We start from the raw sequence: 25,922 nt of genomic DNA, 5'->3' as shown, positions 1-25,922 counted from the left end.
GCGGTTGACAATTTCGAAAATAGTGCTCTGTCTGCCGTCTGCGGGCGAAAGCGCCTCTTCAGTCGCGGTGCACGAAGTTGACCCGATCAAGATGCGGTTTGTATTCTGCGGGGCCGGCGATCAGCTTCTCTCTGATCAGTTCGAGGTCAACGGTGCCGGAGAGATCGGCTCGCTGGTAGACCACCTGGGTCTCGGCGCGCTTCCGCTGCACGATCACGTGCTTTTCGTCGTACCAGCCGGCGAAGGCGTGGATGTCCTTGCCGATCCGGTGAACGACTTTCCCGGTCGACGCCTCGACGATGCCGATCTGGTGGCCGTTTTCGCCTTCGCGTACGAACGTGGCGAACAGTCGCCCCGAGGGTGAGAAGGGCGTCACCGTGTGCCATTCGTCGAGATCGCCGACGCCGGTATAGACCCTGCGCCGTTTCCCGTCCAGGTCGTAGACGGCGATGCGGCGCTTGCGCGGCGCAACGTCCCTTTCGTCGTGCATGGCGAGCACCCCATCCGCACCGCCAGTGAAGTAGAAGCGGAAGCTACGCCCGATGTCCCAGTCGGCCACGCGGTGACGCGGTCCCGTCTCAACCAGGCGCGGAGTGCGGTCGGTCACCGTCAGGGTGATGAAGCCGATTATCGTGAGGCTGCCATCGCGGCGGGGCTTGTAAGCGGTGAGCAGGAGGGTGCTGCCGTCCGGAGACCATTCGGGAGAGGTCACAGGTGCGGGCATGGGAATCGTGTACTTCCGGCCGCTCGTGCGATCGATCAGGTCGATCCGCTTCACTGCCAGCCAGAGCCGGCTGTCCGGGATTCCGGCCACCCACCTTTCCCCGGGCGCTACCAGCGCCTCCCGGTAGGGGGTCCTGACGAATCTGTCACCCTCGCGCAGGTAGCCGTAGTGGCCTTGGCCTGCATCGAAAATGAGGGAATACGAGGCCAGACGGACCGGGCCCCCCGGCACGTCGTTGAGTTTGGCGGACGTGCCCGCAAGCTTGACCCATGGTCCGGACGTGATGGATTGGGCACTCGCCCTGGGTGCGCTTGACCTCGGTGTTCCTTGTGTGTGCGAGCTTGCCGGCTGCGTGCCGAGCATGGCGGTCACTGTGGCCGCGACAGCGAAAGTCGCGACGGACTTGAGGTTCATATTCAATCCTCCTCGTTCGTCCGACGGACAAGCGAGCGGACAAGTTCGCGGTTGACGGGCGTGAAAATCGTCCTCGGAGGCTGTCCGCGGGCCGGCACCATTCGGGTGCCGGTCAATCCGAGCGTCTTCGCAGGCCAGGACCACCGGAGCCTTGTTGGCGCAGATCCAGCGTTTTCACAGATTTCCGAACGGATGCTTCGCACGTGTGAACGAGGGCAGACTCATCGGCTTTCGGGTGTTCGGCGCCGACGGCCGTGTGCCGGGTGGCGAGTGCCGCTGATCGTGGGTGACTGCTCGGGCGTTTCGCATCCGCTGGCGATGTACGGCGCGGGGCCGCCTCTAGAATCTTGTTCCATGGCGATGTACGTCCCCCTCGGCCAGGGCCGATACCAGGCGACGGAGCACACACAGGGTCCGTGGGATCCACGGCATCAGCACATGGGACCGGTCACCGCGCTGCTGGTGCACGAGCTCGCCCGCGTTCCCAGCCGTTTCCCCGGCCTTCCTCTGGCGCGGCTGGCGGTGGACGTGTTCGCCCCCGTTCCGGTCGCGGAGGTGGAGGTCCACACCGAGATGATCAGGGACGGCAGGCGCGTGCAGTGTCTCGGCGCCTCCGTCGTCTCCGGCGGGCGTGAGCTGGTCAGGGCGACCGCGTGGCGCATCAGGGAGGCCGAAAGCCCGGCGAGCGAGGCCGTGCCACCGCCCGCGCCGGTCCCGCCACCCGCCCCGGGCGACGCGGACTCCTGGATCGCGCGGGGATTCGGGTACGGCAGGGCCACGGACTGGCGGTTCGTCAAGGGCTCCCCGGACGAGACCGGGCCGGCCGTCGCGTGGGGCAGGGCGCGGGTGCCGCTGGTGGAGGGCGAGGAGATCACGCCGCTGGAACGGCTCGCGATGTTCGCCGACAGCGGCAACGGCATCAGCGGCGTCCTGGACTTCGACGCCTACCTGTTCGCCAACGTGGATCTCACGATCTCGCTGTTCCGTGCCCCGGAGGGGGAGTGGATCTGCCTGGACGCGGCCACGACGATCGGTCCCAGGGGACGGGGGCTCACCCGCACGACGCTGTTCGACCAGTCCGGCGAGGTCGGCGCGGCCACGCAGGCCCTGTTCGTCGGGCCACGCTGACTCGAGTAGGGCGTCAGGCCGCCGTGCAGGTGACGGGCGACGGCGTGCCGTTTGCGCCGCCGGACCAGCTGCCGGTGAAGCCCGCCGTCGTCGACGCGTTTGGTGCCAGCGCGCCGTTCCAGGACTCGTTGGTGACGGTCACCGTGGATCCCGACTGGGTGTGCCGGCCGCCCCACAGCTGAGTGATGCTCTGGCCGTTGGGGAAGGCGAAGGTGACGGTCCAGGAGGAGATGGCTGCCGTTCCCGAGTTCCGCACCGTCAGCTCGCCCTGGAAACCGCCCGGCCACTGGTTGGCGATCCGGTAGGCCGCGGAGCATGCGCGTGGCCCGGCCGGCGGCGACGCGCTGGCGGAGGGCGAGGGGCTGGGGGAGAACGAGGGGCTGGCGGAGGGCGAAACGCTCGGCGACGCTGAGGGGCTGGGCGATGTCCCGCCCGCGGGCGGGACGCGGATGACGCGGTCGTCGTCGGCGGCCGGGGTCCCCCTGCCGTCGCGGTTGTTCGTCATCACCCAGAGCCAGCCGTCCGGGCCGACGGTCGCGGCCCGCAGCCGTCCGTACGTCCCCTGGAACTCGGCCACCGGAGTGCCCGTCCTGCTGCCGGCGCTGACCGGCACCGTCCACAGCCGCCTACCGGCGAGGGCCGCGGCGAAGAGCGTGCCGTTGGCGTACGCGACACCGCTCGGCGAGGCCTCGGAGGTGCTCCAGGTCTGGATGGGATTGGTGAAGCGGGAGTCGCCGCACATGCCCTCGCAGGTCGGCCAGCCGTAGTTGCGACCCGGCTGGATGTAGTTGATCTCGTCCCAGGTGTTCTGGCCGAACTCCGTGGCGTACAGGCGTCCGCCCTCGTCCCAGGCGAGCCCCTGGACGTTGCGGTGGCCGTAGCTGTAGACGCGCGAGCCGGAGAACGGGTTGTCCGGGGGAACCGTGCCGTCAGGCCGCATCCGCAGGATCTTGCCGCCGGGGCTGTTCAGGTCCTGGGCGTTCGCGGAGGTCCCGGCATCGCCCGTGGTCACGTACAGCATCCCGTCGGGGCCGAACGCGATGCGCCCGCCGTTGTGGAACTGGGCGCGAGGAATGCCGGAGAGGATCACCTGCTGAGTCTGCGGGGCGCTGAGCCGGAATCGGACCACCCGGTTGTCGGATGCCGAGCTGAAGTACGCGTAGACCCACTGGTCCTGGGCGTAGGTGGGGGAGATCGCGATGCCGAGCAGGCCGCCCTCACCCTGCGGTGACACGTTCGGGACGGTGGCCACCCTCGTCGGCGCGGATCCGGGACGCACCTGCGCGATGGTCGCGGTGTCGCGTTCGGAGACGATGGCGCTGCCGTCGGGAAGGAAGGCGATGCTCCAGGGGGCCTGCAGACCGGTGGTGGCGACCTGCGCACGCGTGAAGTCGAACCCACCGGTCGCCGCGGTCGCGGATGGCGGTTGGGTCACGACCAGCGCGGCGGCGGTCACGGTGCTGAGGGTGGTTGCGAGTGCCACGGCGAGACGCTTGGGCATCAGAGGCTCCAGGTCGAGACGTCGGGTTCCAGCTCATGAACGATCGAAGGCGTGCGCCGCGCCCCGTGCAATCACCCGTGCAATCACCCGGGCAATCAGCGCGTCGGGTCTGCCCCACTGACCGGGACGGCGTACAGGGCCGGGAAAATTTCATCGATGCAGGCCGGGCGCGGGCACGACGGACAGGCGTCAGGTGGCCGTGCAGGTGACCACCGGCACCTCGACGGTGCCACCGGACCAGCCGACCGCGAATTCCAGCGTCACCGACGCGCCCGGTGGCAGCACGCCGTTCCAGGACTGGTTGTTGGCGGTCACCGTGGCTCCCGGCTGGGCGTAGTGCCCGTCCCACATCTGCACGTAGCTCAGCCCGTTGGGGACCTTGAAGGTGACGGTCCACGAGGAGATGGGCAGGGTTCCCGTGTTCCGCACCGTCAGCTCGCCACGGGAGGCCGCCGTCCACGTGAGGCTGAGCCGGATCGTCGCCTCGCACGATCGTGTACCTGACGGGCTGGGCGACGGTGTGGGCGAAGGGCTGGCCGACGGCGACGGGCTGGGGGACGGCGAGGGGCACGGCGAGGGGCTCGGTGATGGCGAAGAGCTGGGTGACGCTGAAGCGCCGAGCGAAGGGGAGGGGCACGGCGAGGGACTGGCCGGCGGCGTGGGCGAGGGGCTGGGCGGTGAGGGGCACGGCGACGCGCTGGGAGACGGCGAGGGACTGGGGGACGGTGAGGGGCTGGGTGACGGCGAGGGTGAAGCGCTGAGCGTAGGTGAGGCGCTGGGGGACGGTGAGGGGCTGGGTGACGGCGAGGGTGAAGGGCTGATCGAAGGGGAGGGGCACGGCGAGGGACTGGGCGACGGCGAGAGCGAGGGACCGGCCGACGGTGAGGCCGACGAGCCGGCCGACGGTGAGGGCGACGAGCTGGATGGCGGCCACGGGTAGCCGGCGGGCGGGATCCGGATGATCAGATCGTCGCCGGAGCCCGGAGTCCCCCTGCCGTCGCGGTTGCTCGTCGCCACCCAGAGCCAGCCGTCCGGGCCGACGGCCACGGTGCGCAGCCGACCGATCCTTCCTTGGAGCTCGGCCACCGGAGTGCCCGTCCTGTAGCCGCCGCTGACCGGCACCGTCCACAGCCGCTTACCTGCGAGGGCCGCGGCGAAGAGCGTGCCGTTGGCGTACGCCAGGCCGCTCGGCGACGCCTCGCTCGCGCTCCAGGTCACCAGGGGGTTCGCGAAGTTCGTGTTGCCGCACACGCCCTCGCAGGCCGGCCAGCCGTAGTTGCGACCCGGCTGGATGTAGTTGATCTCGTCTGTGGCGTTCTGGCCGAACTCCGTGGCGTACAGGCGCCCGGCCTCGTCCCAGGCGAGCCCCTGGACATTGCTGTGACCGTAGCTGTAGACCGGCGAGCCGGGGAACGGGTTGCCCGTGGGGATCGCGCCGTCGCGCGTGATGCGCAGGATCTTGCCGGCCAGGCTGTTGCTCTGGGCGTTCGAGGGGTTCCCGGCGTCGCCCGTGGCCACATACAGCATGCCGTCGGGGCCGAACGCGATGCGCCCGCCGTTGCGGAGCTGGCCGCGGGGGATGCCGGGGAGGATCACCTGCTGGGTCTGCGGGGCGTTGATCCGGAACCGGACCACCCGGTTGTCGTAGGCGGAGCTGATGTACGCGTAGACCAACTGGTCCTGTACGAACGTGGGGGAGAGCGCGATGCCGAGCAGGCCGCCCTCACCGGCGGGATACACGTTCGGGACCGAGGCGACCTGTACGGGTGAATAGCCGGGACGCACCTGCGTGATGGTCGCGGTGTCGCGTTCGGAGACGAGGGCGCTGCCGTCGGGGAGGAAGGCCATCCCCCAGGGCACCCGCAGCCCTGTGGCGACGACCTGCGCCCGGGTGAAGTCGAACCCGCCGGTGGCCGCGCCCGCGGCGGCCGGTCGGGTCAGGACGAGCGCCGCGGCGGGGGTCACCGCGCTGAGAATGGCCGCGAGTGTCACGATGAGGCGCTTGGGCATCACACGCTCCCGGGACGGGACGGGGGCAACCGGCTCGTCAACCATCGAAAGCGTCCGTGGCGGCCGAGGCAATCAACCGGCGGACGCCTCTCCGTCGGCCTGCGCGTACGTCCGCCGCCGGGGTCCGGTTGAGGAAACTTTCACGAGCGGGCGCTCGGGCGGGCTGCGCGTCAGCCGATCACCTGGGTCGTCCAGTCGCGTTCGTCGGTGCCGAGCAAAGTGATTCGGTCGAGCAGCCCCCGCGGACCGCCGATCGCGCGCAGCGACGCGGGCACCGGGCCGTCGACCTGCACACACAGGTCGAGGCCGGTGGCGCTCGTGCAGGTGCTCTGCGGAGGCTGCGGGGAGCCTCCTGCCGGGCTGACGCTGACGGTGACGGGGAGGCCGTTCGCCGAGAGGAACAACTGGAGATCCCACGCGCCGGTGCCGCGCAACGGCGGCCGCCACAGCTGCACTTCCTGTACGCGGAAGCCGGTAGGCAGGCCGCCGATGCGTAGCGGCAGCGGCACGGCGCGGTCCCCGACGGTCACGCCGGCCGCGACGCGCAACAGGACCTCCTGCGGATCGGCGACGTTCAGGTAGTAGGCATGCAACTCGGCCCACCGGCCGCCGGCGGTCTGCCAGCGCAGGTAGGTGTCGCCTCCGTTGAGCGGGTCGGAGGTGTCATGGGTGAGCCAGTAGGCGGGGCGGCCGTGGACCCGGGCGGGCACGGCGACCCCTTCGGCGCCGTCGGCGAACCTTCCCGGCTCCGGCTCCCGGTCACCCGAGTAGAGGCTGAGGATGATCCGCGCGCCGGAGTCGCCCCTTCCCCGGGCCAAGATCTGATCTCCGTGTGGTCCCGCCTGGTAGCCGACTCCGGCGATCGGCTCGGGCAACCAGCCGAACGAGGCGTGCGCGATCAGCGGGGCGGATCCGGCGGACAGCGTCACCGCCGTAGCCGGCTCCGGCGCCGGCCTGACGAGCGGCATGGCCGTCAGACCGGCCGCCAGGGCGGCGGCGCCGGCGCCGCCGATCGTCCAGGCTCGGCGACGGCGCCGCCGCCTGCGTCCTGTTTCACGTGCACGGGCGAGGTCCAGGGTCATCGGGGGCGCGGGTGCCTGCGCCAGCGCCTTGAGTTCGGCGGCCAGGTCCGCGATGTCGCCGGTCATGCTCGATACTCCTCTGGGGAAGCGACGGGACGGGTTCGGAGGAGACGGCGCAGCGCGTCGATGCCGCGTGCCGTCTGGCTCTTCACGGTGCCGGTCGAGCAGCCCAGCGTCCGGGCGGCCTCCTCGACGCTGAGGTCGCAGAAATACCGCAGGACGACGGCCGCCCGCTGGCGTGGGGGCAAAGCGGCCAGGGCCGCCCGCAGGTCGAGCGCCGCGTCGAGGTCGCCCTGGTGGTCCGCTACGTCGTCCTGGGCGTCGCGCAGCACGGTCAGACGCGCCCACGGCGCCCGCCGCTCGGCCAGGAAGGTGTTGACGAGTGTCGTACGGGCGTAGCCGTCGACGTTGTCCGCCCGACCGGCGCGATGCCAGTTGGTGTACAGCTTCGTCACGGTGGCCTGTACGAGGTCGTCGGCGGCGTGCCAGTCGCCGCACAACAGGTAGGCGACTTTGCGCAGCCACAGCGCCTTCGCCGTCACGTACTCGGTGAACTCGGCGTCGCGCGCCGGACTTCCCCCCACGTGCGTCCGCCCCCCTTTCCGTACCCGCGGGCGTACTCGCCTCTCTGATGCGTGCGATGCCGCGGAGGTTGCACGGCGGGCCGAGATCGCTCTCGTGGGCGCCACGGGGATTCACCCCGTCCCTCTCGTACGGCTCGCCGAAGGCGTGCCGGCCGACCGGCTTCTTGGAGCAGCGGTGAGGTGCCGCCAATTCTCCGCCAAGCCGCCCACAAGTCGTGATGCGTACAAACGGTGGCGTGAACGACTACGACATCCGGCGGCCGACGCTCGCCGACGCGGCGACCATCCACGAACTGGTCGCCGAGCACGACATCGAAGTCACCGGCAAGCCCGACTGGACGCTCGACGACATCGCCGACACCCTCGGGGAGCTGGACCTGGAGCACGACAGCTGGGTGGTCCGCTCGGGCGGGCGGCTCATCGGCTGGGGCTATGCCAGGCGCAAGGGCACGAGCGACAACGTGGACGTCGACGTGCAGGCGCGGGAGCCAGGCGCGGCCGCCCTGCTGTGGGACCTGGTGCTCGGCCGGGCCGGCGACCTTGCCCGCGAGGCAGGGCACGACCACGCGGTCGTCGACGTCAGCCTCTACGAGCAGGACACGGCGATGCGCGAGGCCGCCAAGGATCGTGGTTTCGCGCCCGCGACCAGCTTCCACCGAATGCGGGCCGACCACGCCGGCGTACGGCCCCTCTTCCTCGCCGGTGTCACGGTCGAGACCGGCTCCCGCGAGAGCGAGGAGGTGCTGCGCGCGGCGCACGCCGTCCAGCAGGAGGCGTTCGCCGAGCACTTCGGGTTCGTGCCGAAGACGTTCGACGAGTGGGCCGACGAGATGGAGGCGTCCAGCGCGAACGACTGGACGCAGCTGCTGCTGGCCCGCGTCCACGGCGAGCCCGCGGCCATGCTGCTCGGCACCAACCACTTCGTGCCCGACGAGAACTGCGGCTACGTCCGCACGCTGGCGGTGCGGCCCGCCTTCCGCGCGCGCGGTCTCGGCCGGCTGCTGCTCACGCGGGCCTTCGAGGCCGACGAGCGGCGCGGGCGGGTGGGCACGATCCTGCACGTGGACAGCAACAACACCACTCCCGCCCTCGGCCTCTACCGGTCGGTCGGCATGCGCGCGGTGCTCGTCATCGACGTCTGGCGGGCCCTCGTGCGTCCCACGCGCTGAGATGTGGTTGCTCACAGCCTGGATACCTCTACTGTGAAATGCGGAGGAATCAGACATCAAGGGAGTGGTTGATGCTGCACGAGAGGCTCGAGGCGGTCTATGACAACGTCCTGCGCCGCAATCCGGGTGAGATCGAGTTTCACCAGGCCGTACGCGAGGTGCTGGAGAGCATCGGCCCGGTGTTCGGCAAGCACCCCGAGTACGCGGAGCAGAAGATCATCGAGCGGATCTTCGAGCCGGAACGGCAGATCATCTTCCGGGTGCCCTGGGAGGACGACCGGGGCGAGGTGCACATCAACCGCGGCTTCCGGGTCGAGTTCAACAGCGCGCTCGGGCCGTACAAGGGCGGGCTGCGCTTCCACCCTTCCGTCTACCTCGGCATCATCAAGTTCCTGGCGGTCGAGCAGATCTTCAAGAACAGCCTGACCGGCCTGCCGATAGGCGCGGGCAAGGGCGGCGCGGACTTCGACCCGAAGGGCCGCTCCGACCGGGAGATCATGCGCTTCTGCCAGAGCTTCATGACCGAGCTCTACCGGCACCTGGGTGAGTACACCGACGTGCCGGCGGGGGACATCGGGGTCGGGGGACGGGAGATCGGCTACCTGTTCGGCCAGTACAAGCGCATCACCAACCGGTACGAGTCCGGCGTCATCACCGGCAAGGGGCTGACCTACGGCGGCGCCCAGGTCCGCACCGAGGCCACCGGCTACGGCTGCGCGTTCTTCGTCGAGGAGATGCTCAAGGCCCGGGGCACGTCGTTCGACGGCAAGCGCGTGGTCGTCTCGGGCGCGGGCAACGTCGCCGTCTACGCCATAGAGAAGGTGCGCGAGCTGGGCGGCGTCGTCGTGGCCTGCTCCGACTCCTCCGGCTACGTGGTGGACGAGAAGGGCATCGACCTCGACCTCCTCAAGCAGGTCAAGGAGGTCGAGCGGCGCCGCCTCAGCGACTACGCCGAGCGCCGGGGCGCCGAGGCGACGTACGTCCCCGGGCGCAGCGTGTGGGAGGTGCCCTGCGAGGTGGCGCTGCCGTCGGCCACGCAGAACGAGATCACCGGCAAGGACGCCGAGGCGCTGGTGCGGGGCGGGTGCATCGCGGTCGGCGAGGGCGCCAACATGCCGACCATGCCCGAGGGCATCCGGGTGTTCCAGGAAGCCGGGGTGGCCTTCGGCCCCGGCAAGGCCGCCAACGCGGGCGGCGTGGCCACCAGCGCCCTGGAGATGCAGCAGAACGCCAGCCGCGACTCGTGGACGTTCGAGTTCTCCGAGCGGCGGCTGCAGGAGATCATGAGCGACATCCACGCCCGCTGCCTGGAGACGGCCGACGCGTACGGCATGCCGGGTGACTACGTGGCCGGCGCCAACATCGACGGCTTCAGGAGGGTGGCGGACGCGATGCTCGCCCTCGGCCTCATCTGAGCGCTCACCAAGGGCTCATCGGCGGACCCGGTGGGTGCGCAGGAGGGGCAGCGCGCACCCGCCCGCGGCCAGCGACACCGCGGCCAGCCACAGCGACGTCACCGTGGCGGCGTGCGCGGACGGAGCGAGGCTGAGGAACAGCGTGCCGAAGACGGCCACGCCGACGACCTGGCCGAGCTGGAGCATCATCGCCAGCAGGCCGCTGGCATCGGCCGCGTCGGCGGGCGCGACCCGGGCCAGCGCCACCGCCATGAGCGGGCTGAACGTGCCCGCCATGCCGGCCCCGATGGCCACGAAGCTGATCTCCAGCAACGGCTCGCCGTGGCCGCCGCCGGCCAGCGCCGCCGCCAGGGCCAGCTCGCCCGCGGCGGTGACGACGGCGGACGCGACGATCACCGGCCGGTGCAGGCGGGCCGGCAGCCGCTTCCAGTTGAGGCTGGTCAGCCCGAACGCGGCGGCCGCGGGGATGAACAGGCAGCCCGCCCGCAGGGCGCTGTCGCCGAGGCCGCCCTGCAGGTGGAGGGCCATGGCGAACATCCAGCCGCCGTACGCCGCCATGACGAGGAAGATGCCGGACGCGGCGGCGGCCACACCGGGGGCGCGCAGCAGGCGGCCGGGGACGAGCGGATGCGCCGCCCGTCGCTCCACGAGCAGGAACGCGCAGAACGCGAGAACCGACAGGCCCATCGCGACCCACCCCCACAGCGGCCAGTCCTCCTCGTGGCCGAGCACGAGCGGCACGACCAGCAGGCAGACGGCGAGCGACAGGGTGACCAGGCCGGGCACGTCGAGCCGCTGCTCACGCCGCACGTGCACGGCGGGCAGCGTCCGGGCGCCGACGGCCAGCAGCGCGAGCCCGATCGGTACGTTGACCAGGAAGACCGGCCGCCAGGCCGTGCCGAACAAATCGGCGGTCACCAGCAGCCCGCCGAGGACCTGCCCGACGACCGCGCCGACCGAGATGACCGTGGCGTAGACGCCGAGCGCCCGCCCCCGTGAGGCGCCGTCGAAGGTGACCTGGATGAGGCTGAGCACCTGGGGCACCATCAGGGCGGCTCCCGCGCCCTGCACCAGCCGGAAGGCGATCAGCACGCCGGTCGACGGGGCGAGCCCGCACATCAGCGACGCGGCCGTGAACACCGCGAGCCCGGTGAGGAACAGCCGCCGATAGCCGAGCAGCCCCCCGAGGCGTGCCCCGGTGATCAGCAGCATCGCGTACGCCACGGTGTAGCCGGAGATGACGAGTTGCAGCCCGGAGCCGGTGGCCCCGAGGTCGGTGCGCATCGTGGGCGCGGCGACGTTGACGATGGTGGCGTCGAGGGTGGCCATGAACTGCCCCGCCAGGATGACGGTGAGCAGCAGAGCCGACGAGGTTCGCCGCGCGGCCGGCGCGCGGGTGGTGACAGTGGTCATGGCGGCAACGATGCGGCCGCCGCGATACCGGTAACGAGAGCCTGTCGATACTGGTACTGACACCACCTGGCAACGCGGTCGCGCACTCGGCACGATGGGGAGGTGACGACGGGGATGAGGACCAGGCACACCAGGCGTGAGGAGCTCGCGGCCTTCCTGCGCAGCAGGCGCGAGCGGATCCGGCCCGAGGACGTCGGCCTGCCGCCCGGCCTGCGCCGCCGTACGCCTGGCCTGCGTCGGGAGGAGGTCGCCCAGCTCGCGGGCGTGGGCGTGACCTGGTACACCTGGCTGGAGCAGGGCCGCCCCATCAACGCGTCGGTGCAGGTGCTCGACGCCATCGCCCGTACGCTGCGGCTGGACGCGGCCGAACGGGAGCACCTCTACCGGCTGGCGGACCTGCCGGAGATCGCCGATCCGGCAGGAGACGGGGACGGCCTCGACGCCGAGGTGCACACCATTTTGCGCCAGCTCGACCCGCTGCCCGCGTGCGTCTACAACGCGCGCTACGACCTGCTGGCCTGGAACGCCGCGTACGGCACGATCTTCGCGTCCGTGGTCGGCCGGCCGCGACTCGAGCGCAACGTCCTGTGGCGGGTGTTCACGATGCCGGAATGCTGCTGCCCGCTCGTCAACAAAGAGGAGGAGCTCCCGCAGATGGTCGCCACGCTGCGGGCGGCCTTCGGCAGGCACGTGGGCGAGCCGGCGTGGACGGGCTTCGTCACCCGGTTGTCGGCGGCCAGCCCGGACTTCGCCCGCATGTGGGCGACGCACGACGTGGCCAGGCCGGGCGTCCGGATGAAGCTGTTCAAGCACTCGTCGGTGGGCCTGATCCGCCTGACGTCCACCAGCATGGCGCTGGCGGCGCCCCCGGAGACCCGCATCGTGGTCTACACGCCGATGGACGACGAGAGCAGGCGGCGGCTCGAATGGCTGACGATCCATCCGGAGGTCGCCCACTGTCCGCTGCATGGGGAGCCCGTCAACGGGTAAAGCCGCAGTCATGGCCTGTCGTATCAGTGAACTCGTCGTCGACTGCCACGATCCCGAGCGGCTCGCCGCCTTCTGGTGCGAGGTGCTGGGTTTCGAGGTGATCGAGCGCAAGGACGGCTGGGTGGAGATCGGCCCGCCGGGCATCGGCTTCGGCGGTCTCCAGCCGACGCTCATCTTCGAGCCGGTGCCCGAGCCCAAGCGGGGCAAGCTGCGCCTGCACATCGACGTCAACCCGACCGACCGCGACCAGGAGGCCGAGCTGGAGCGCCTGCTGAAGCTCGGCGCCGTGCCGGCCGACGTGGGCCAGACCGGCGAGGAGGACTGGCACGTGCTCGCCGACCCTGAGGGCAACGAGTTCTGCCTGCTGCGCCGCCGCCTGTGAGCCTCGCGCGGGCCGATGCGGTAGCGTCCGGAGAGTGGCGAGGATCTTCACGGTCGACGAGGCCAGGTCGCTGATGCCGGTGGTGCTTGAGCACGCCCGCGCGTTCGTCGCCGTACGCGCCGACCTGGCCGAGCTCACCCACGACCTGCGGCACGCGGGCGCCTCACCTCTCGGCGGCCTGCCGGAGGCCAAGGGGCTGGAGGCGCGGATGGACGAGCTGCTGGGCTGGTTCGACGCCGAGGACATCGAGATCAAGGGCGTCGCCCCGCTGCTCGTCGACTTCCCCGCCGTGCTCGGCGAGGTGTCCGTACGGCTGTGCTGGCTGGAGGGGGAGACCGCCCTCGGCTGGTATCACCGCAGCGACCTCGGCTTCCCCGGCCGCCGCCCTCTGCCCTGACTTCGCGGCTACCGCCGTGCCTGCTTGTCGTGGCGGCTACCGCCGCCGCTGCGCCGACCTCGGTCGCGCCGATCGCGCTTTCGCCGCGATGGGTGCGGCGGGGATCATAGGCGGGTGTCGCGGAACTCGCTGGATCGGGCCCGTCGGCTGTGGGCGGGGCTGGCCCGTGTCCCTGTCACGTTTCCTGAGCCCGGGGATGTGACCGTGGTGGTCTCGCCCGAGTCATGGATCTGCCCGCCGGGATGGACAGGCGTCGTGACGCTGGACGGCGCCGTCCTGGTCACCGTGCCCGACGCCGACCTGGCCGACCCGTTGCGCGACGCTGTGCTCGCCGGCCGTATGGACCTTTCCGAGCTCCCCGCCCTGCTCCCCACCCGGCTTCCCGCCCGGCTTCGCGTCCGAGAGGTGCTGGGCCCGGCGACGCTCGCGTACCTCGACGCCCCCGACTTCGCCCCCGCCCAGACCGGCGCCCGGGTCGAACGTCTGCAGGCGGGCCATCCGGACGTCGGCGGCCTGGTGACCTCGGTGGCCGGGCAGGACGCCGAGGAGAGCGGCGTGGAGGAGATCACCTCGGCGGTCTGCGTGGTCCGCGACGGCCGGGACGTGGTCGCCGCCGCCGGGTATCGCCCGTGGCTGAACACGGCGGCGCAGCTGTCCGTCCTGACGGCGGCGCGGTGCCGCGGTCGTGGCCTGGCTCGCGTGGTGGCCTCGGCGGCGGTGGCCGACGCGCTCGCCGACGGGCTGCTGCCGCAGTGGAGAGCGCGCGCGGAGCCGTCGCGACGAGTCGCCAGGGCCCTCGGGTTCCGGGAGACCGGCGCCCAGGTCAGCGTCCTCGTGCGGCGCTGACCGCCGGCACCGCTTTCACTCCGACAGGTCGTCGAAGCCGTCGAAGCCGCCGAAGGCGGCGCCGTACCGCACGCACACCATGCGGGCCACCGATTCGTGCGCGCCGAGGGGATCGGCGCACCCGGCGCCGATCGACTCGGCCGCCGTCGTGATCCGCTCGCGGTCGGCCTCGGGGCCGATGACGTACGGCACCATGGCAAGCCGGTTGGCTCCGATGTTGCGCAGGCGCTCGGCGGCGTCGCGCACGCTCGGCTGGCCGTCCAGCGCGGCGGGGACGACGGGGAGCGTCAGGCGGGCGGCCAGCAGGACGGCCGTCGCGTCGGCGCCGCGGGCGGCCTCGTCGCCTCCGGCGGTCGCGACGATGATCCCGTCGACCGGCGACGAGACGTTGAACAGGCGCATCCGGTCGGCGCGGGCCAGGCCCGCCTCGGCCAGGCGTACGTGCAGGGCCTCGGCCAGCAGCGGATGCGGGCCGAGCGGCTCGGTGATCCGCACCGCGGCCTCGCTCTGCGTGACGGCGTCCCGTACGGCGCGCAGCACGCGCGGATGGGGCCCGGTGACGAGCGGGACGACCACAGCGGCCGGCCCGTTCGCGGGCCGCTGCGCGGCGATGGAGGCGAACTCCTTGGTGAGGTCGGCGCCGCCGTCGGCCAGCGAGACGATGCGAAGGTCGATCTGCGGGTTGTCGAGCTTGACGATGGAGGCGACCTCCATGGCCACGTCCCCGCTCGTGCCCACCGGGTCTCCGGCCTTGCCCGGCACCGCCAGGACCAGGGCGGGCGCGTCGGGCGGCAGGTCGGCGGGGAGCGGCCGTCGGTGGCGGCCGGTCCCGGGCCGAGGAGAGCGCTCTCTGGTAGGGAGCTTCGGCGGGTCCTCGTGACCTTCGTTCACATCGGCGGATTCTAGGGCGAATCTGGTCGAAGAGCAGAACCAACGCGCGGCTTGTTGCGGCTTGGTGATCTAGGCGGTTTACGTGTTCGTTACTTGACGCTCCCCAAGGGACCCGGTTTGATATGGACTCATCCGGCCGTAAACGTTTACAGACCGCTGTGCGTTACCGGCTGGTAAACGATTACAGGACACTCTCTTCCAAGTGAGGTGCCGTTGACCGAGGGTCCCACGATCACCACGATCGCGCAACGCGCCGGTGTGTCGATCGCCTCGGTGTCACGGGTGCTCAACGGGCTGCCGACACGTGAGGACACCGTGCGGCGCGTCATGCGCGCGGCCGACGAGCTCGGCTACGTCCCCAACTCGGTCGCCCGCTCGCTCCGCAACCGCCGCACCGACCAGATCGCCTTCGCGATGGCCGACATCGGCAACCCGGTCTACGTGGCGATGGTGCGCGAGATCCAGCCGGTGCTGAAGGAGGCCGGCTACCGGCTCCTGATCCACTCCACGGACGGCGACGCCGAGGACGAGCTCGGCGTGCTGCGCGGACTGCGCGAGCGTTACGTGGACGGCCTCATCATCAGCCCCCTGCGTGGCGTCACCGAGGAGCACATCGAGGCCATCGTCGCCGCGCGCGCCCCCGTCGTCGTCATCGGCTCGCTGCCCGAAGACATGCCGGAGGGCGTGCTGGTGGACAACGTGCGGACGGACTCCAGGACCGGTGTCCGGCTCGCGCTCGACCACCTGCACACCATCGGCAGGCGGCGCATCGGCTTCCTCAACGGCCCGCTCGACACCGTTCCCGGCGCCGCCCGCGCCGCCGCGTACCGGGAGGCCCTGGAGGCGCTGGGCCTGCCGTACGACGAGGACCTCGTCGAGGTGGGCGACTTCTACCGCGACAGCGGCGCGCGCGCCGCGCGGGCACTGCTGTCGCGCGTGCCCGGGGTGGACGCGCTGATGTGCGCCAACGACCTCATCGCGCTCGGCGCGCTCGACGTGCTGCGCGAGCAGGGCAGGGACGTCCCCGGCGACGTGGCGGTGGTCGGCATGGACGACACCGACCTCGCCTCGGTGACCTGGCCGACGCTGACCAGCGTCTCGCTCGGCTCGGCCGAGCGCGGCAGGGCGGCCGCCGGGCTGCTGCTCGACCGGCTGCAGAACGGCCCGCGCGAGCCGCGGGTGGCGGTCGTGCGGCCAAGCCTCACCATCCGCGGCTCGACCACTCTTCCGGACACCCCGGGAGGTGGCCGATGACCGTGCTCGCCGAGCGGCCGTACGGCCGCGCCGGAGGCGGGTCGCGGCGCGGGCCGCGGTCCGGGGGCGGGTTCGCGCTGCTGCTCCCCGCGCTCGTGCCGGTGCTGGTCTTCAGCGTGGGCCCGCTGATCTACGGCATCCTGCTGGCCTTCACCGACGCGCGGTCCGGCCGCAACACCGAGACCTCGTTCGTGGGCCTGGAGAACTTCGCCGAACTGCTGTCGGACGGCGACTTCTGGGAGTCGTTCCGGATCGGGATGATCTGGGGCCTGTCGGTGACCGTGCTGCAGTTCCTCGCCTCACTGGGGCTCGCGCTGCTGCTGAACCAGGACCTGCGCCTGCGCGGTGTCGCCCGGGTGCTGGCGGTCGTGCCGTGGGCCATGCCGCCCGTGGTGGTCGGCCTGATGTGGCGGCTGGTGTATCACCCGGACGCGGGCCTGCTCAACGGCCTGTTCGGCTCGCACGTCGACTGGCTGCACGACTTCTCCCTCGCGCTGCCCGCGGTCATCGTCGTGGGCGTCTGGACCGGCATGCCGCAGACCACGGTCGTGCTGCTCGCCGGCCTGCAGAACGTGCCGAAGGAGCTGTACGAGGCGGTCAGCGTGGACGGCGCGGGCCCCTGGCGGCGGTTCTGGAACGTCACGCTGCCGCAGTTGCGGCCCGTGATCGTGGCCATCACCTCGCTCGACTTCGTGTGGAACATCAACCAGTTCAGCCTGGTCTACGTGCTCACCCAGGGCGGGCCGGGCGGGCGGACGAGGCTGCCCATGCTGTTCGCCTACGAGGAGGCGTTCCGCTACGGCTTCTTCGGCTACGCGGCGACACTCGGCGTGGCGATCACGATCGTCGTGCTGGCCGTGCTGGGCCTGTACCTGTGGCGGCAGGCGCGGGAGGGAGACTGACATGACCCGCGCGCTGAAGTACCTCGCCCTGCTGGGATACGTCGTGTTCCTGGCGTTCCCGTTGCTGTGGCTGCTGTCCACGGCGCTGAAGACGCCACAGGAGATGGCCGCCCTCGACCCCACGTGGATCCCGCGCCGGCCCACGCTGGCCAACTTCGCCGACGCCTTCGCGGAGCAGGACCTGGTCGGCGCCGGTCTGCGCAGCCTCGTCGTCGCGGTCGCCACCGCCCTGATCGCGGTGGCGCTCGCGCTGCCCGCGGCGTACGCGCTGGCCCGCTTCCGCGGCGTGGCCGGAAAGATCGCGATCGGCTGGGTGCTGGTCAGTCAGGTCTTCCCGGTCGTCCTGATCATCATTCCGCTGTTCATGGTGCTGCGGCGGCTGGAGCTGGTGAACACCCTCGCCGGGCTCACGGTCGTGCACGTCACGTTCGTCATGCCGTTCGCGCTGTGGATGCTGCGCGGATACGTGCGGGCGGTGCCGCGTGAGCTGGAGGAGGCGGCGGCCGTGGACGGCGCGGGGCGGCTGCGCGCACTGGCCGCCGTCGTCGCCCCGCTGCTCGCGCCCGGTGTGGTCGCGACACTGCTGTTCAGCTTCATCTCGTCCTGGAACGAGTTCATGTTCGCCCTCGTGATCCTCAAGGATCCCGAGGTGGAGACCCTTCCGCTGACGCTGGTGCGCTTCGTCGGCCCGGAGGGGGTCGCCCGGCTCGGCCCGCTGGCGGCGGCGTCGCTGCTCGCGACCGTGCCGAGTCTTGTCTTCTTCGCCATCATCCAGCGGCGCCTGCGGTCCGGCCTGATGGCCGGGGCCGTCAAGGGCTGACCCGCACGGTGACCTTTGTAAGGAGGTCTCAATGAAGAGATTGAGTGCCGCGCTGGCTGTGGCGGCGGTCGCGCTCGCCGCCGGATGCGGGAGCGGCGGCGACGGCGGTGGCGGCGACGCCGCGTCCGGGGAGCCGGTGAAGCTGCGCTTCCTCAGCCTGGCCTGGCAGAAGGAGTCGATCGAGGCCAACAAGCAGATCGTCGCCGACTGGAACAAGGCCAACCCGAAGATCCAGGTCGAGTACGTCCAGGGGAGCTGGGACAACGTCAACGACCAGCTCGTGACGTCGTTCGAGGCGGGCGACCCGCCGGACGTCATCCACGACGACTCCCCGGCGCTGTCGAGCTTCGCCTCGCGGGGCTTCCTGCTCGACCTCACCGGCAAGGTCCCCGCCGAGCTGAAGAGCGACATCCCGCAGGCCGCGTGGGACACGGTCACCTTCTCCGACGGCAAGAGCGGCCAGGGCGTGTACGGCGTGCCGTTCCTGCAGGAGTCGCAGGTGCTCATCGCCAACAAGAAGCTGCTCGACGGCGCCGGCGTGCGCGTGCCCACCCCGGACTCCCCGTGGACGTGGGACGAGTTCGCCGACGTGGCGAAGAAGCTCACCAAGAAGGGCGCGTACGGCGTGGCCTGGCCGATGAAGTCGCCGGTCAACAAGGTGCTGAACCTGGCGCTCAACTTCGGCGGCACCTTCTTCGACACGCAGAACGGCAAGACGACGGTGAAGGTCGGGCCGCAGGAGCGCGAGGTGCTCCAGCGCATCCACGACCAGCTCTACACCGACAAGTCGGCCGACCCGTCCGCGCTCGGCATGGGCACCGCCGACCCGCTGCCGGGCTTCTTCGCCGGCAAGTACGCGATCGTCCCGGCCGGGGTGTACCTGCGCCAGCAGGTCGCGGAGCAGGCGCCGAGCGGGTTCGAGTGGGTCACACTGCCGCCGCTGAAGGGCGTCACCTCCCAGCAGGGCGCGGTCTCCCAGACGCTGTCGGTCGCGGCCGACAGCAAGCACCCCGACGAGGCGCTGCAGTTCATCGCCTACTTCCTGAACGGCCCGAACCAGGCGAAGCTGGCCAAGGGCGACTGGCTGCTGCCCACCAGCACGACCGCCGCGAAGGACCCCGCGCTCACCACGAAGGAGAACGGCTGGGACGTCGCCACCGCCTCGGCCAAGGACCTCGTCGTCGCGCCGTTCCTCAAGGTGAACGGGTTCGACGAGTGGAAGAGCAAGGTGGCCACGCCGGCGATGCAGGAGTACTTCGCCGACAAGATCAGCCTGGACGAGCTGGCCAAGCGGCTCGTCGAGGAGGGGAACAAGGTGCTGGAGCGGTACTCCCGGTGATCTCCGTCCGCGACCGCGCCCGGGGCTGCCTGCTCGGCCTCGCCGCCGGCGACGCCCTGGGCGCCCCCGCGGAGAACCTCGCCCCGGAGGAGATCGCCGCCCGGTGGGGCGTGCTCACCGAGATCGAGCGTGGCGGCACCGACGACACCGAGTACACGATCTTCGCCGCCACCGTGCTCCTGCGCCACGGCCACGCGCTCACCTCCGAGGACGTGGCGCGGGCCTGGCGCGAGGAGATCGTGGCGCGGCTCGACGGGCCGATGCGCGGCGCCGGGTTCTCCGAGCTCGGCACCGTCGAGGCCCTGCGCCGCGGCCTGGAGCCGCCGCTGACCGGCCGGTGGCACGCCCACGGCTGGTCCGACGGCCTGGCCATGCGGGCCGCGCCGTACGGGATCTTCGCGGCGGGCGACCCGGACGAGGCGGCGCGGCTGGCGGAGACCGACGGGCGGGTGAGCCACACCGGCGAGGGGATACTCGGCGGCCGGGCGGTGGCCGCGGCGGTCGCGGTCGCGATGACCGGCGCCCCGCCAGGAGAGGTGACCGAGGCGGCCCTGCGGGCGGTTCCGGAGGACTCCTGGACGGCCCGCAGCCTGCGCGCCGCGCTCGACGTCGCCGCCCGCACGCCCCGCCCCCTGTTGGGGCGTGCGCTGCACGACACGGTCGTGGTCAAGCACTACCCGTGGACGGACCTGGCGCCCGAGGCGGTCGCCCTCGCGTTCGCCGCCTACGCGGCGGGCGGCGGGGAGGTCGAGGCGTCGATCGTCACGGCGGCCAATCTCGGCAGGGACGCCGACACCACCGCCGCCGTCGCCGGGGCTCTCGCGGGGGCGGGCCGGGGCGAGGCGGCGGTGCCCGCGCGCTGGGCAGAGCGCATCGGCCCGGTGGCGGGCCGGTGCCTGCCCGTGGTCGCCGGGCGGGACGTTCGCGACGTCGCCGACGAGATCGTGAGAGGACTGTAGGACCAGATGCCCTCGGGGGAAAGACAGGATCGGTGGGACAGGCTCGACCGTGTGCGGGGGGCATTCGCCGGTCTCGCCGCCGGCGACGCGGCCGGGTGGCCGGCCGCCCGGCACCGGTCCACGCTGCTCGCCGGCTGGAGCAGGCGGCTGCACCGGGAACTCGACGCGTTCGCCGAGGAGCATCAGGTCACCACGCTGCCGGTGCCGTTCGCGCTGAACCAGCCGGTGGCGCCGCTGGCAGTCGGGCCGTCCGACGACGCCGAGTGGCTGGCCTGGACGGCCCTGACCATCCGGGAGGACCGGGCCGAGGCGTTCGGCCGCCTCGCGGGCCGCGACGACCTCCGGGCGCGCATCTCGGTGTGGGCGGCGCTCGACAACCTCGCGGCGGGCAAGCGCCCGCCCGCCAGCGGGCACGACAATCCCCACCACTTCGACGACGCCGCCGCCGTGCGGGCCGTCGCCTTCGGCGCGGCCGGGCTCGACCCGCGGGAGGACGCGTGCGTCACCAACGCGGAGGACGGCGTGCTCGGCGCGGTCGCGATGGCCCGGGCGGTCACGGCGCTGGTGGACGGCGCGCCGATGGCCGACGCGGTGGAGGCGGCGCTCGGCGCGCTGCCCGCGGGCACGGCCATCGGGCACGCGGCGCGCGAGGCGCTCGCGGCGGCGCGGGCGGCCGGATCGCCCTTCGCCGCCGTCCCGGCCATGGACGCCGCCGTGCTCGACCACGTCTACAGCTACGGCGTGGCCGCCGCGCAGACGGTGCCGATCGCGCTGGCCCTCGCGGACGCCGCCGTCTCCTCCGCCGGAGGGACGCCCGGTTCGGAGAAGTTCGGTGCGGAGAAGTTCGGTGCGGAGGCGTTCGGTGCGGGCGTCTCCGCGGCGGCCTGCCTCGCGGCGGTCGCCGACTCCGCGCCCGCGCTCACGGGCGCGCTGCTCGGCTGCGCCGTGGGGCACGACGCGCTGCCCGCCGCCTGGCGCGAGCGGGTCCGCACCCTGGCCGGTTGCTGCCTGCCGGAACTCGCGGGAACCGACCTGCTGGACATCGCCGGGCGACTCGCATGACGCCCGTCGCATCACGCGTACGGACAAGGGGGAGGACTGGATGACGCCGCAGGAGGACCTGCCGGATGATGACCTGCTGGCCGATCGCGCCGTGGGGTGTGTGGCGGGCGCCGCGGTGGGCGACGCGCTCGGCGGAGCCACCGAGGGATGGACGCCCGAGCAGATCCAGGAGCGCTACGGCGGCCGTGTCCGCGGCGTCGTCCCTCCCTTCAACGAGGACTGGCGCAACGCCCGCCCGATCGCGCCATACCACAAGGGCGACGGCCACGTCACCGACGACACGTTGATGACGCACGCCCTCATCCGGGTGTACGAGCGGGCCGGCGACCACCTCGACGCCTACGCCGCCGCCGAGCACCTGGTCCCCGAGATGATGGGGGAGAAGCGGTGGATCCCGGAGCTGGAGGCCGAGGCGCTGCCGCTGCACCGGGTGTTCCTCGCCGAGAAGTGGCTCGTGCTGCGGCTCCACTACGGCCACGCCGACCCCCGCGAGGCCGGCGTCGGCAACATCGTCAACTGCGGCGCCGCGATGTACATGGCCCCGGTCGGCGTCGTCAACGCCGGCGACCCCGACGGCGCGTACGCCGAGGCGATCGACCTGGCCGGGGCGCACCAGTCGAGCTACGGCCGCGAGGCGGCGGGGGTGCTCGCGGCGGCGGTCGCCGAGGCGATGCGGCCGGGGGCGACGCCCGACTCGGTCGTCGCGACCTGCCTGCGGCTCGCCCGCGACGGCACCCGGGCCGCCATCGACGCGGTGTGCTCGGTCGCCCGGGGCCTCGGCCACTGGGAGGGCTCGTTCGAGGCCCTGCGGGCCGCGATCCGGCCGTACGACACGGTGGCCGACACCTACCGCGACCAGGGCCTCGGGGCGCGCAGACCGAGCCGGCTGCACAGCATCGAGGAGCTGCCGCTCGCGCTGGCGTTCCTGGTGATGGCCAAGGGCGACTACCGCGAGACCGTGCTCGGCGGCGTCAACTACGGGCGCGACGCCGACTCGATCGCCTCGATGGGCGGCGCCGTCGCCGGGGCGCTCGGCGGGCGGGCCGCCGTCCCGGCCGACTGGCTGGAACAGGTGGCGACGGCCAGCCGTACGGACCTGGTCGGGCCGGGGCTGGCGCTCGCGGCCGTGGCGCGGCGGGTCCACCGGGCCGACCGGGAGCGCCGCCGCGCGCACGAGGCCGCGTTCGACGCCCTGCTCGCGCCGCGCGGGGAGGAGGACGCGCGATGATCCGGCTGACGTGGGTGCAGCCGGAGGACCTCGTCGGCCACGAGCTGCGGCAGGCGGCCGAGGACGGACGGGGGGCGCTCCCGGAGGTGACGGCCGTCGCGGCGCGCTGGCGCGCCGCCGGGGGACACGACGCGCCGCCCCGAGCGGGCGCCTCCCCAGGGCCCGCCCCCGAAGAACTGCGCACGCTGGCGGGGGAACTGCTCGACGCACTCGCGGCGATCCCCTCGCCGCTGCCCGAGCCCTCGGAGCTCGAGGAGATCGTCGCGAGCAGCCCTGACTGGCCCGCCTCCCGCCCGCAGATCCGTCCGGAGCCCGGCCGCGTACGCGGAGCGTGGTGGGGCCGGGCGGCCGGCTGCCTCCTCGGCAAGCCGGTGGAGAAGATCCCCCGCGAGGGGATCAGGGCCATCGCCGAGGCGACCGGCAACTGGCCGATCCGCGGCTGGTTCACCGCGAAGGGGCTGCCGCCGGAGATCGCGGAGCGGTGGCCGTGGAACCGCCGCAGCGCGGCCACCAGCCTCGCCGAGAACATCGACGGCGTGCCCGAGGACGACGACCTCAACTACGCGCTGCTCGCGCTCACCGTGCTCGAACGGCACGGACCGGACTTCACGACCGAGGACGTGGCGCAGACCTGGCTCGACGCGCTGCCCGCCGGGCGGGTCTTCACCGCCGAGCGGGCGGCGTACCGCAACCTGCTCACGGGTCTCGAACCTCCCGCGACCGCCGTCCATCGGAACCCGTTCCGCGAGTGGATCGGCGCGCTGATCAGGGCCGACGTGTACGGCTGGGCCAATCCGGGCGACCCGGCGACGGCCGCGTCATGGGCGTGGCGGGACGCCCGGCTCAGCCACACGGCCAACGGGATCCACGGCGCGATGTTCGCCGCCGCCATGTGCGCGCAGGCGCTCGTGGCCGGGAGCGTGGGCGAGGTGATCGAGGCCGGGCTGTCGGTCGTGCCGCCCGGCTCGCGCCTGGCCGAAGCCGTACGGCAGGCCGTCGCGGACGCCGCGGCGGAGCCCGACTTCGAGCGGGTCGCAGACCGGCTGTACGCCCGGCACGGGCACCTCCACTGGGTGCACACGGTCAACAACGCGGCGCTGCTGGCGGCGGCCCTCGTCCACGGAGCCGGGGACTTCGCCGCGACCGTCGGCGCTGCGGTGGCGGGAGGCTGGGACACCGACTCGGCCGCCGCCACGGCCGGGTCGATCGCCGGGGCGCTGGCGGGCGGCGTCCCCGAGCGGTGGACGACCCGGGACCGGGTGGCCAGCAGCCTGCCCGGCTTCGACGGCGTCTCGATCGAGTCGCTCGCCGCCCGCACGCTCGCGCTCATCGAGGGGGGCCGACGGTGATCTCGGTGTTCGGCAGCGCCAACATGGACCTGGTGGCGTACGTCGCCCAGGCTCCCAAGCCGGGGGAGACCATCACGGGCCGGGAGTTCCGCACGATTCCCGGCGGCAAGGGAGCCAACCAGGCGATCGCCGCGGCCCGCGCGGGGGCGCAGGTCGCCTTCCTCGGGGCCGTGGGGGACGACGCGTTCGGGCCGGGCCTGCGGGCCGCGCTCGCCGAGGCGGGCGTGGACGTGGCCGGGCTGCGGGTCGTGCCCGGCCCTTCGGGTGTCGCCCACATCGTCGTGCAGGACGGCGGCGACAACTCGATCATCGTGGTGCCCGGCGCGAACGGCGCGGTCACCGGGCCCGCCGGGCAGGACGCGGAGCTCATCGCCCGGTCCGACGCGCTGCTGCTGCAACTGGAGCTGCCGATGGACGCCGTGGTCGCCGCGGCACAGGTTCCCGGCGTCGAGGTGATCCTGACCCCGGCCCCGGCGGTGCCGCTGCCCGCCGAACTGCTGGAGGCCGTCGACCTCATCGTGCCCAACGAGCACGAGGCGGCGGCCCTCACCGGCCGCGACGATCCCCGGGACGCGCTGGAGGCGCTGCTCGACCTCGTCCCCGAGGCCGTCGTCACCCTGGGGGCCCGGGGCGCCCTGTACGGCTCGCGCGACGGCACCCGCCTGCACCAGGCCGCCGTGCCGGTGCGGGCGGTGGACACCACGGCGGCGGGGGACACCTTCGCGGGGGCGCTGGCCGTGGCCAGGACCGAGGGGGCCGACCCGGCGCGGGCGCTGCGCTTCGCCTCGGCCGCGGCGGCGCTGTCGGTGCAGCGGGAAGGCGCCAGCACCTCCATGCCGCACCGCCACGAGATCGACCGTCTTCTGGAGGGCCGGAACATGGAGGCGCTGTGAACGGGCCGCTCGACGGCGTACGGGTGATCGACGCCGCGACGCTGTTCGCCGGGCCGACCGCGGCGATGCTGCTGGGCGACTACGGCGCGGACGTCGTCAAGGTGGAGCACCCGCGCAGGCCGGACCCGTCGCGAGGGCACGGGCCCGAGGGGCTGTGGTGGAAGATGCTCGGCCGCAACAAGCGGACGATGACGCTCGACCTGTCCACAGAGGAGGGCCAGGACCTGATGGTCCGGCTGATCGAGGACGCGGACGTGCTCATCGAGAACTTCCGCCCCGGCACGCTGGAGCGCTGGAACCTGTCCTGGGACCGGCTCAGCGAGGTCAACCCCGACCTGGTGCTCGCCCGGGTCACCGGGTTCGGGCAGTTCGGCCCGTACGCGAGGCGGCCCGGCTTCGGCACTCTCGCCGAGGCGATGAGCGGGTTTGCCGCGATGACGGGGGAGCCCGCCGGGCCGCCCACGCTGCCGCCGTTCGGGCTCGCGGACGGCATCTGCGCGCTGGCCACCGCGTTCGCCGTGATGACGGCCCTGCGGTCGGGGCGCGGGCAGGTCGTCGACCTGTCGATCATCGAGCCGATCCTGACCGTGCTCGGCGCCCAGCCGACCATCTACGACCGGCTCGGGGTCGTGCCCCCGCGTACGGGCAACCGCTCGGTCAACAACGCACCGCGCAACACCTACCGGTGCAGCGACGGCTCCTGGGTCGCGGTCTCCACCTCGGCGCAGAGCATCGCGGAACGGGTGATGCGCCTGGTCGGGCGGCCCGACCTGGTGGACGAGCCGTGGTTCGCCACCGGCGCGGGCCGGGTGGCGCACGCGGACGAGCTCGACGCGGCCGTGGCGGCGTGGGTCGGCGAGCGGACCCGGGAGGAGGTGCTGCGGGCGTTCGAGGAGGCGGAGGCCGCCGTGGCGCCGATCTACGACGTGCGCGACGTGCTGGCCGACCCGCAACTCGCGGCGCTCGACGCGGTGACCACCGTGGAGGACCCCGAGCTGGGCCCGCTGCGGATGCAGAACGTGATGTTCCGGTTGTCGGAGACTCCGGGACGCATCCGGTGGACCGGCCGTCCGCACGGCGCCGACACCGACGAGATCCTGCACGACCTCGGCCTGACCGGCGCGGAGATCGAGGCCCTGCGCACCAAGGGAGTGGTGTGACATGTCACAT

General features: G+C 72.4%; 24 protein-coding genes. 17 read left to right on the top strand and 7 right to left on the bottom strand.

What is annotated here, in order from left to right; genetic code table 11:
• Window positions 1–58 precede the first annotated feature (58 nt).
• The gene (locus tag IL992_RS10745; RefSeq protein WP_193203185.1) at window positions 59–1,138 is read right to left on the bottom strand and encodes a TolB family protein; all 1,080 of its coding nucleotides are present in this window, start codon (window positions 1,136–1,138) and stop codon (window positions 59–61) included.
• A 354-nt stretch (window positions 1,139–1,492) separates the two neighbouring features.
• On the opposite strand from IL992_RS10745, the gene IL992_RS10740 reads away from it, so the two are divergent.
• Window positions 1,493–2,266 carry a thioesterase family protein gene (locus tag IL992_RS10740; protein WP_193203184.1) on the top strand — a complete coding sequence of 258 codons (774 nt, stop codon included), beginning with the start codon at window positions 1,493–1,495 and terminating at the stop codon, window positions 2,264–2,266.
• A 13-nt stretch (window positions 2,267–2,279) separates the two neighbouring features.
• On the opposite strand, the gene IL992_RS10735 is transcribed toward IL992_RS10740, so the two are convergent.
• The 4 genes from IL992_RS10735 to IL992_RS10720 all read right to left on the bottom strand — a co-directional run bounded on the left by IL992_RS10735 (window position 2,280) and on the right by IL992_RS10720 (window position 7,443).
• Window positions 2,280–3,767, bottom strand: coding sequence for a PQQ-dependent sugar dehydrogenase (locus IL992_RS10735; protein ID WP_193203183.1), 1,488 nt, complete (start codon window positions 3,765–3,767; stop codon window positions 2,280–2,282).
• Window positions 3,768–3,956: 189 nt separating this feature from the next.
• Window positions 3,957–5,777, bottom strand: coding sequence for a PQQ-dependent sugar dehydrogenase (locus IL992_RS10730; protein WP_193203182.1), 1,821 nt, complete (start codon window positions 5,775–5,777; stop codon window positions 3,957–3,959).
• Between the two features lie 170 nt (window positions 5,778–5,947).
• Window positions 5,948–6,925 carry a hypothetical protein gene (locus tag IL992_RS10725; protein WP_193203181.1) on the bottom strand — a complete coding sequence of 326 codons (978 nt, stop codon included), beginning with the start codon at window positions 6,923–6,925 and terminating at the stop codon, window positions 5,948–5,950.
• Complete coding sequence (locus IL992_RS10720) at window positions 6,922–7,443, bottom strand: SigE family RNA polymerase sigma factor (RefSeq protein ID WP_193203180.1); 522 nt, start codon at window positions 7,441–7,443, stop codon at window positions 6,922–6,924. The genes IL992_RS10725 and IL992_RS10720 overlap by 4 nt, the downstream gene beginning before the upstream one ends.
• A gap of 236 nt (window positions 7,444–7,679) precedes the next feature.
• Between IL992_RS10720 and IL992_RS10715 the strand changes: the two genes are divergently transcribed.
• Both IL992_RS10715 and gdhA read left to right on the top strand, forming a co-directional pair.
• On the top strand, window positions 7,680–8,612 hold the full coding sequence (locus IL992_RS10715; protein ID WP_319018471.1) for a GNAT family N-acetyltransferase: 933 nt from the start codon (window positions 7,680–7,682) through the stop codon (window positions 8,610–8,612).
• A gap of 71 nt (window positions 8,613–8,683) precedes the next feature.
• Entirely contained in the window at window positions 8,684–10,027 is a 1,344-nt protein-coding gene (gene gdhA, locus IL992_RS10710) for an NADP-specific glutamate dehydrogenase (protein ID WP_193203178.1), read from the top strand.
• A 15-nt stretch (window positions 10,028–10,042) separates the two neighbouring features.
• Here gdhA and IL992_RS10705 read toward each other — a convergent pair whose 3' ends face one another.
• Entirely contained in the window at window positions 10,043–11,440 is a 1,398-nt protein-coding gene (locus IL992_RS10705; RefSeq protein ID WP_193203177.1) for an MFS transporter, read from the bottom strand.
• A 114-nt stretch (window positions 11,441–11,554) separates the two neighbouring features.
• On the opposite strand from IL992_RS10705, the gene IL992_RS10700 reads away from it, so the two are divergent.
• The 4 genes from IL992_RS10700 to IL992_RS10685 all read left to right on the top strand — a co-directional run bounded on the left by IL992_RS10700 (window position 11,555) and on the right by IL992_RS10685 (window position 14,055).
• The gene (locus IL992_RS10700) at window positions 11,555–12,430 is read left to right on the top strand and encodes a helix-turn-helix transcriptional regulator (RefSeq protein WP_193203176.1); all 876 of its coding nucleotides are present in this window, start codon (window positions 11,555–11,557) and stop codon (window positions 12,428–12,430) included.
• Between the two features lie 10 nt (window positions 12,431–12,440).
• Window positions 12,441–12,812 (top strand): VOC family protein, encoded by a 372-nt coding sequence (locus IL992_RS10695; RefSeq protein WP_193203175.1) that lies wholly within the window; start codon window positions 12,441–12,443, stop codon window positions 12,810–12,812.
• A 34-nt stretch (window positions 12,813–12,846) separates the two neighbouring features.
• Window positions 12,847–13,209 carry a DUF2203 domain-containing protein gene (locus IL992_RS10690; RefSeq protein WP_193203174.1) on the top strand — a complete coding sequence of 121 codons (363 nt, stop codon included), beginning with the start codon at window positions 12,847–12,849 and terminating at the stop codon, window positions 13,207–13,209.
• Window positions 13,210–13,464: 255 nt separating this feature from the next.
• Window positions 13,465–14,055: a GNAT family N-acetyltransferase gene (locus tag IL992_RS10685; RefSeq protein WP_319018470.1), complete on the top strand. Its 591-nt coding sequence runs from the start codon at window positions 13,465–13,467 to the stop codon at window positions 14,053–14,055.
• A gap of 15 nt (window positions 14,056–14,070) precedes the next feature.
• Here the strand turns inward: IL992_RS10685 and IL992_RS10680 are convergent, their stop codons facing one another.
• Window positions 14,071–14,946 carry a sirohydrochlorin chelatase gene (locus IL992_RS10680; RefSeq protein ID WP_193203172.1) on the bottom strand — a complete coding sequence of 292 codons (876 nt, stop codon included), beginning with the start codon at window positions 14,944–14,946 and terminating at the stop codon, window positions 14,071–14,073.
• Between the two features lie 213 nt (window positions 14,947–15,159).
• Between IL992_RS10680 and IL992_RS10675 the strand changes: the two genes are divergently transcribed.
• From IL992_RS10675 to IL992_RS10630, 10 genes are read left to right on the top strand one after another with little or no spacing between them, the layout of a single operon-like run.
• Window positions 15,160–16,200, top strand: coding sequence for a LacI family DNA-binding transcriptional regulator (locus tag IL992_RS10675; protein ID WP_193203171.1), 1,041 nt, complete (start codon window positions 15,160–15,162; stop codon window positions 16,198–16,200).
• Window positions 16,197–17,102, top strand: a complete 906-nt coding sequence (locus tag IL992_RS10670) for a carbohydrate ABC transporter permease (protein ID WP_193203170.1) — start codon at window positions 16,197–16,199, stop codon at window positions 17,100–17,102. The genes IL992_RS10675 and IL992_RS10670 overlap by 4 nt, the downstream gene beginning before the upstream one ends.
• Before the next feature lies 1 nt (window position 17,103).
• Window positions 17,104–17,922 carry a carbohydrate ABC transporter permease gene (locus tag IL992_RS10665; protein WP_193203169.1) on the top strand — a complete coding sequence of 273 codons (819 nt, stop codon included), beginning with the start codon at window positions 17,104–17,106 and terminating at the stop codon, window positions 17,920–17,922.
• Window positions 17,923–17,953: 31 nt separating this feature from the next.
• On the top strand, window positions 17,954–19,261 hold the full coding sequence (locus tag IL992_RS10660) for an ABC transporter substrate-binding protein (protein WP_193203168.1): 1,308 nt from the start codon (window positions 17,954–17,956) through the stop codon (window positions 19,259–19,261).
• Window positions 19,258–20,220: an ADP-ribosylglycohydrolase family protein gene (locus tag IL992_RS10655; protein ID WP_193203167.1), complete on the top strand. Its 963-nt coding sequence runs from the start codon at window positions 19,258–19,260 to the stop codon at window positions 20,218–20,220. The genes IL992_RS10660 and IL992_RS10655 overlap by 4 nt, the downstream gene beginning before the upstream one ends.
• 51 nt (window positions 20,221–20,271) lie before the next feature.
• The gene (locus IL992_RS10650; protein ID WP_319018469.1) at window positions 20,272–21,282 is read left to right on the top strand and encodes an ADP-ribosylglycohydrolase family protein; all 1,011 of its coding nucleotides are present in this window, start codon (window positions 20,272–20,274) and stop codon (window positions 21,280–21,282) included.
• A gap of 40 nt (window positions 21,283–21,322) precedes the next feature.
• Window positions 21,323–22,510, top strand: coding sequence for an ADP-ribosylglycohydrolase family protein (locus IL992_RS10645; protein WP_193203165.1), 1,188 nt, complete (start codon window positions 21,323–21,325; stop codon window positions 22,508–22,510).
• Window positions 22,507–23,859, top strand: coding sequence for an ADP-ribosylglycohydrolase family protein (locus IL992_RS10640; protein WP_193203164.1), 1,353 nt, complete (start codon window positions 22,507–22,509; stop codon window positions 23,857–23,859). The genes IL992_RS10645 and IL992_RS10640 overlap by 4 nt, the downstream gene beginning before the upstream one ends.
• Window positions 23,856–24,752 (top strand): ribokinase, encoded by an 897-nt coding sequence (rbsK, locus tag IL992_RS10635; RefSeq protein WP_193203163.1) that lies wholly within the window; start codon window positions 23,856–23,858, stop codon window positions 24,750–24,752. Before IL992_RS10640 ends, rbsK begins: the two co-directional genes overlap by 4 nt.
• A complete protein-coding gene (locus tag IL992_RS10630; RefSeq protein ID WP_193203162.1) occupies window positions 24,749–25,912 on the top strand; it encodes a CaiB/BaiF CoA transferase family protein in 1,164 nt (387 codons plus the stop codon). Before rbsK ends, IL992_RS10630 begins: the two co-directional genes overlap by 4 nt.
• Window positions 25,913–25,922: the final 10 nt, after the last annotated feature.

It is taken from the genome of Microbispora sitophila (assembly GCF_014892245.1).
Classification (GTDB): Bacteria; Actinomycetota; Actinomycetes; order Streptosporangiales; family Streptosporangiaceae; genus Microbispora; species Microbispora siamensis.
Note: the sequence above shows the minus strand (reverse complement) of the source record. Positions and strands in the feature narration are given on the sequence as shown.

Coding starts and splice junctions, on each gene's coding strand:
- IL992_RS10745 (WP_193203185.1), bottom strand. CDS start 1,138: ATGAACCTCAAGTCCGTCGCGACTTTCGCTGTCGCGGCCACAGTGACC.
- IL992_RS10740 (WP_193203184.1), top strand. CDS start 1,493: ATGGCGATGTACGTCCCCCTCGGCCAGGGCCGATACCAGGCGACGGAG.
- IL992_RS10735 (WP_193203183.1), bottom strand. CDS start 3,767: ATGCCCAAGCGTCTCGCCGTGGCACTCGCAACCACCCTCAGCACCGTG.
- IL992_RS10730 (WP_193203182.1), bottom strand. CDS start 5,777: ATGCCCAAGCGCCTCATCGTGACACTCGCGGCCATTCTCAGCGCGGTG.
- IL992_RS10725 (WP_193203181.1), bottom strand. CDS start 6,925: ATGACCGGCGACATCGCGGACCTGGCCGCCGAACTCAAGGCGCTGGCG.
- gdhA (WP_193203178.1), top strand. CDS start 8,684: ATGCTGCACGAGAGGCTCGAGGCGGTCTATGACAACGTCCTGCGCCGC.
- IL992_RS10705 (WP_193203177.1), bottom strand. CDS start 11,440: ATGACCACTGTCACCACCCGCGCGCCGGCCGCGCGGCGAACCTCGTCG.
- IL992_RS10700 (WP_193203176.1), top strand. CDS start 11,555: ATGAGGACCAGGCACACCAGGCGTGAGGAGCTCGCGGCCTTCCTGCGC.
- IL992_RS10695 (WP_193203175.1), top strand. CDS start 12,441: ATGGCCTGTCGTATCAGTGAACTCGTCGTCGACTGCCACGATCCCGAG.
- IL992_RS10670 (WP_193203170.1), top strand. CDS start 16,197: ATGACCGTGCTCGCCGAGCGGCCGTACGGCCGCGCCGGAGGCGGGTCG.
- IL992_RS10665 (WP_193203169.1), top strand. CDS start 17,104: ATGACCCGCGCGCTGAAGTACCTCGCCCTGCTGGGATACGTCGTGTTC.
- IL992_RS10660 (WP_193203168.1), top strand. CDS start 17,954: ATGAAGAGATTGAGTGCCGCGCTGGCTGTGGCGGCGGTCGCGCTCGCC.
- IL992_RS10645 (WP_193203165.1), top strand. CDS start 21,323: ATGACGCCGCAGGAGGACCTGCCGGATGATGACCTGCTGGCCGATCGC.
- IL992_RS10640 (WP_193203164.1), top strand. CDS start 22,507: ATGATCCGGCTGACGTGGGTGCAGCCGGAGGACCTCGTCGGCCACGAG.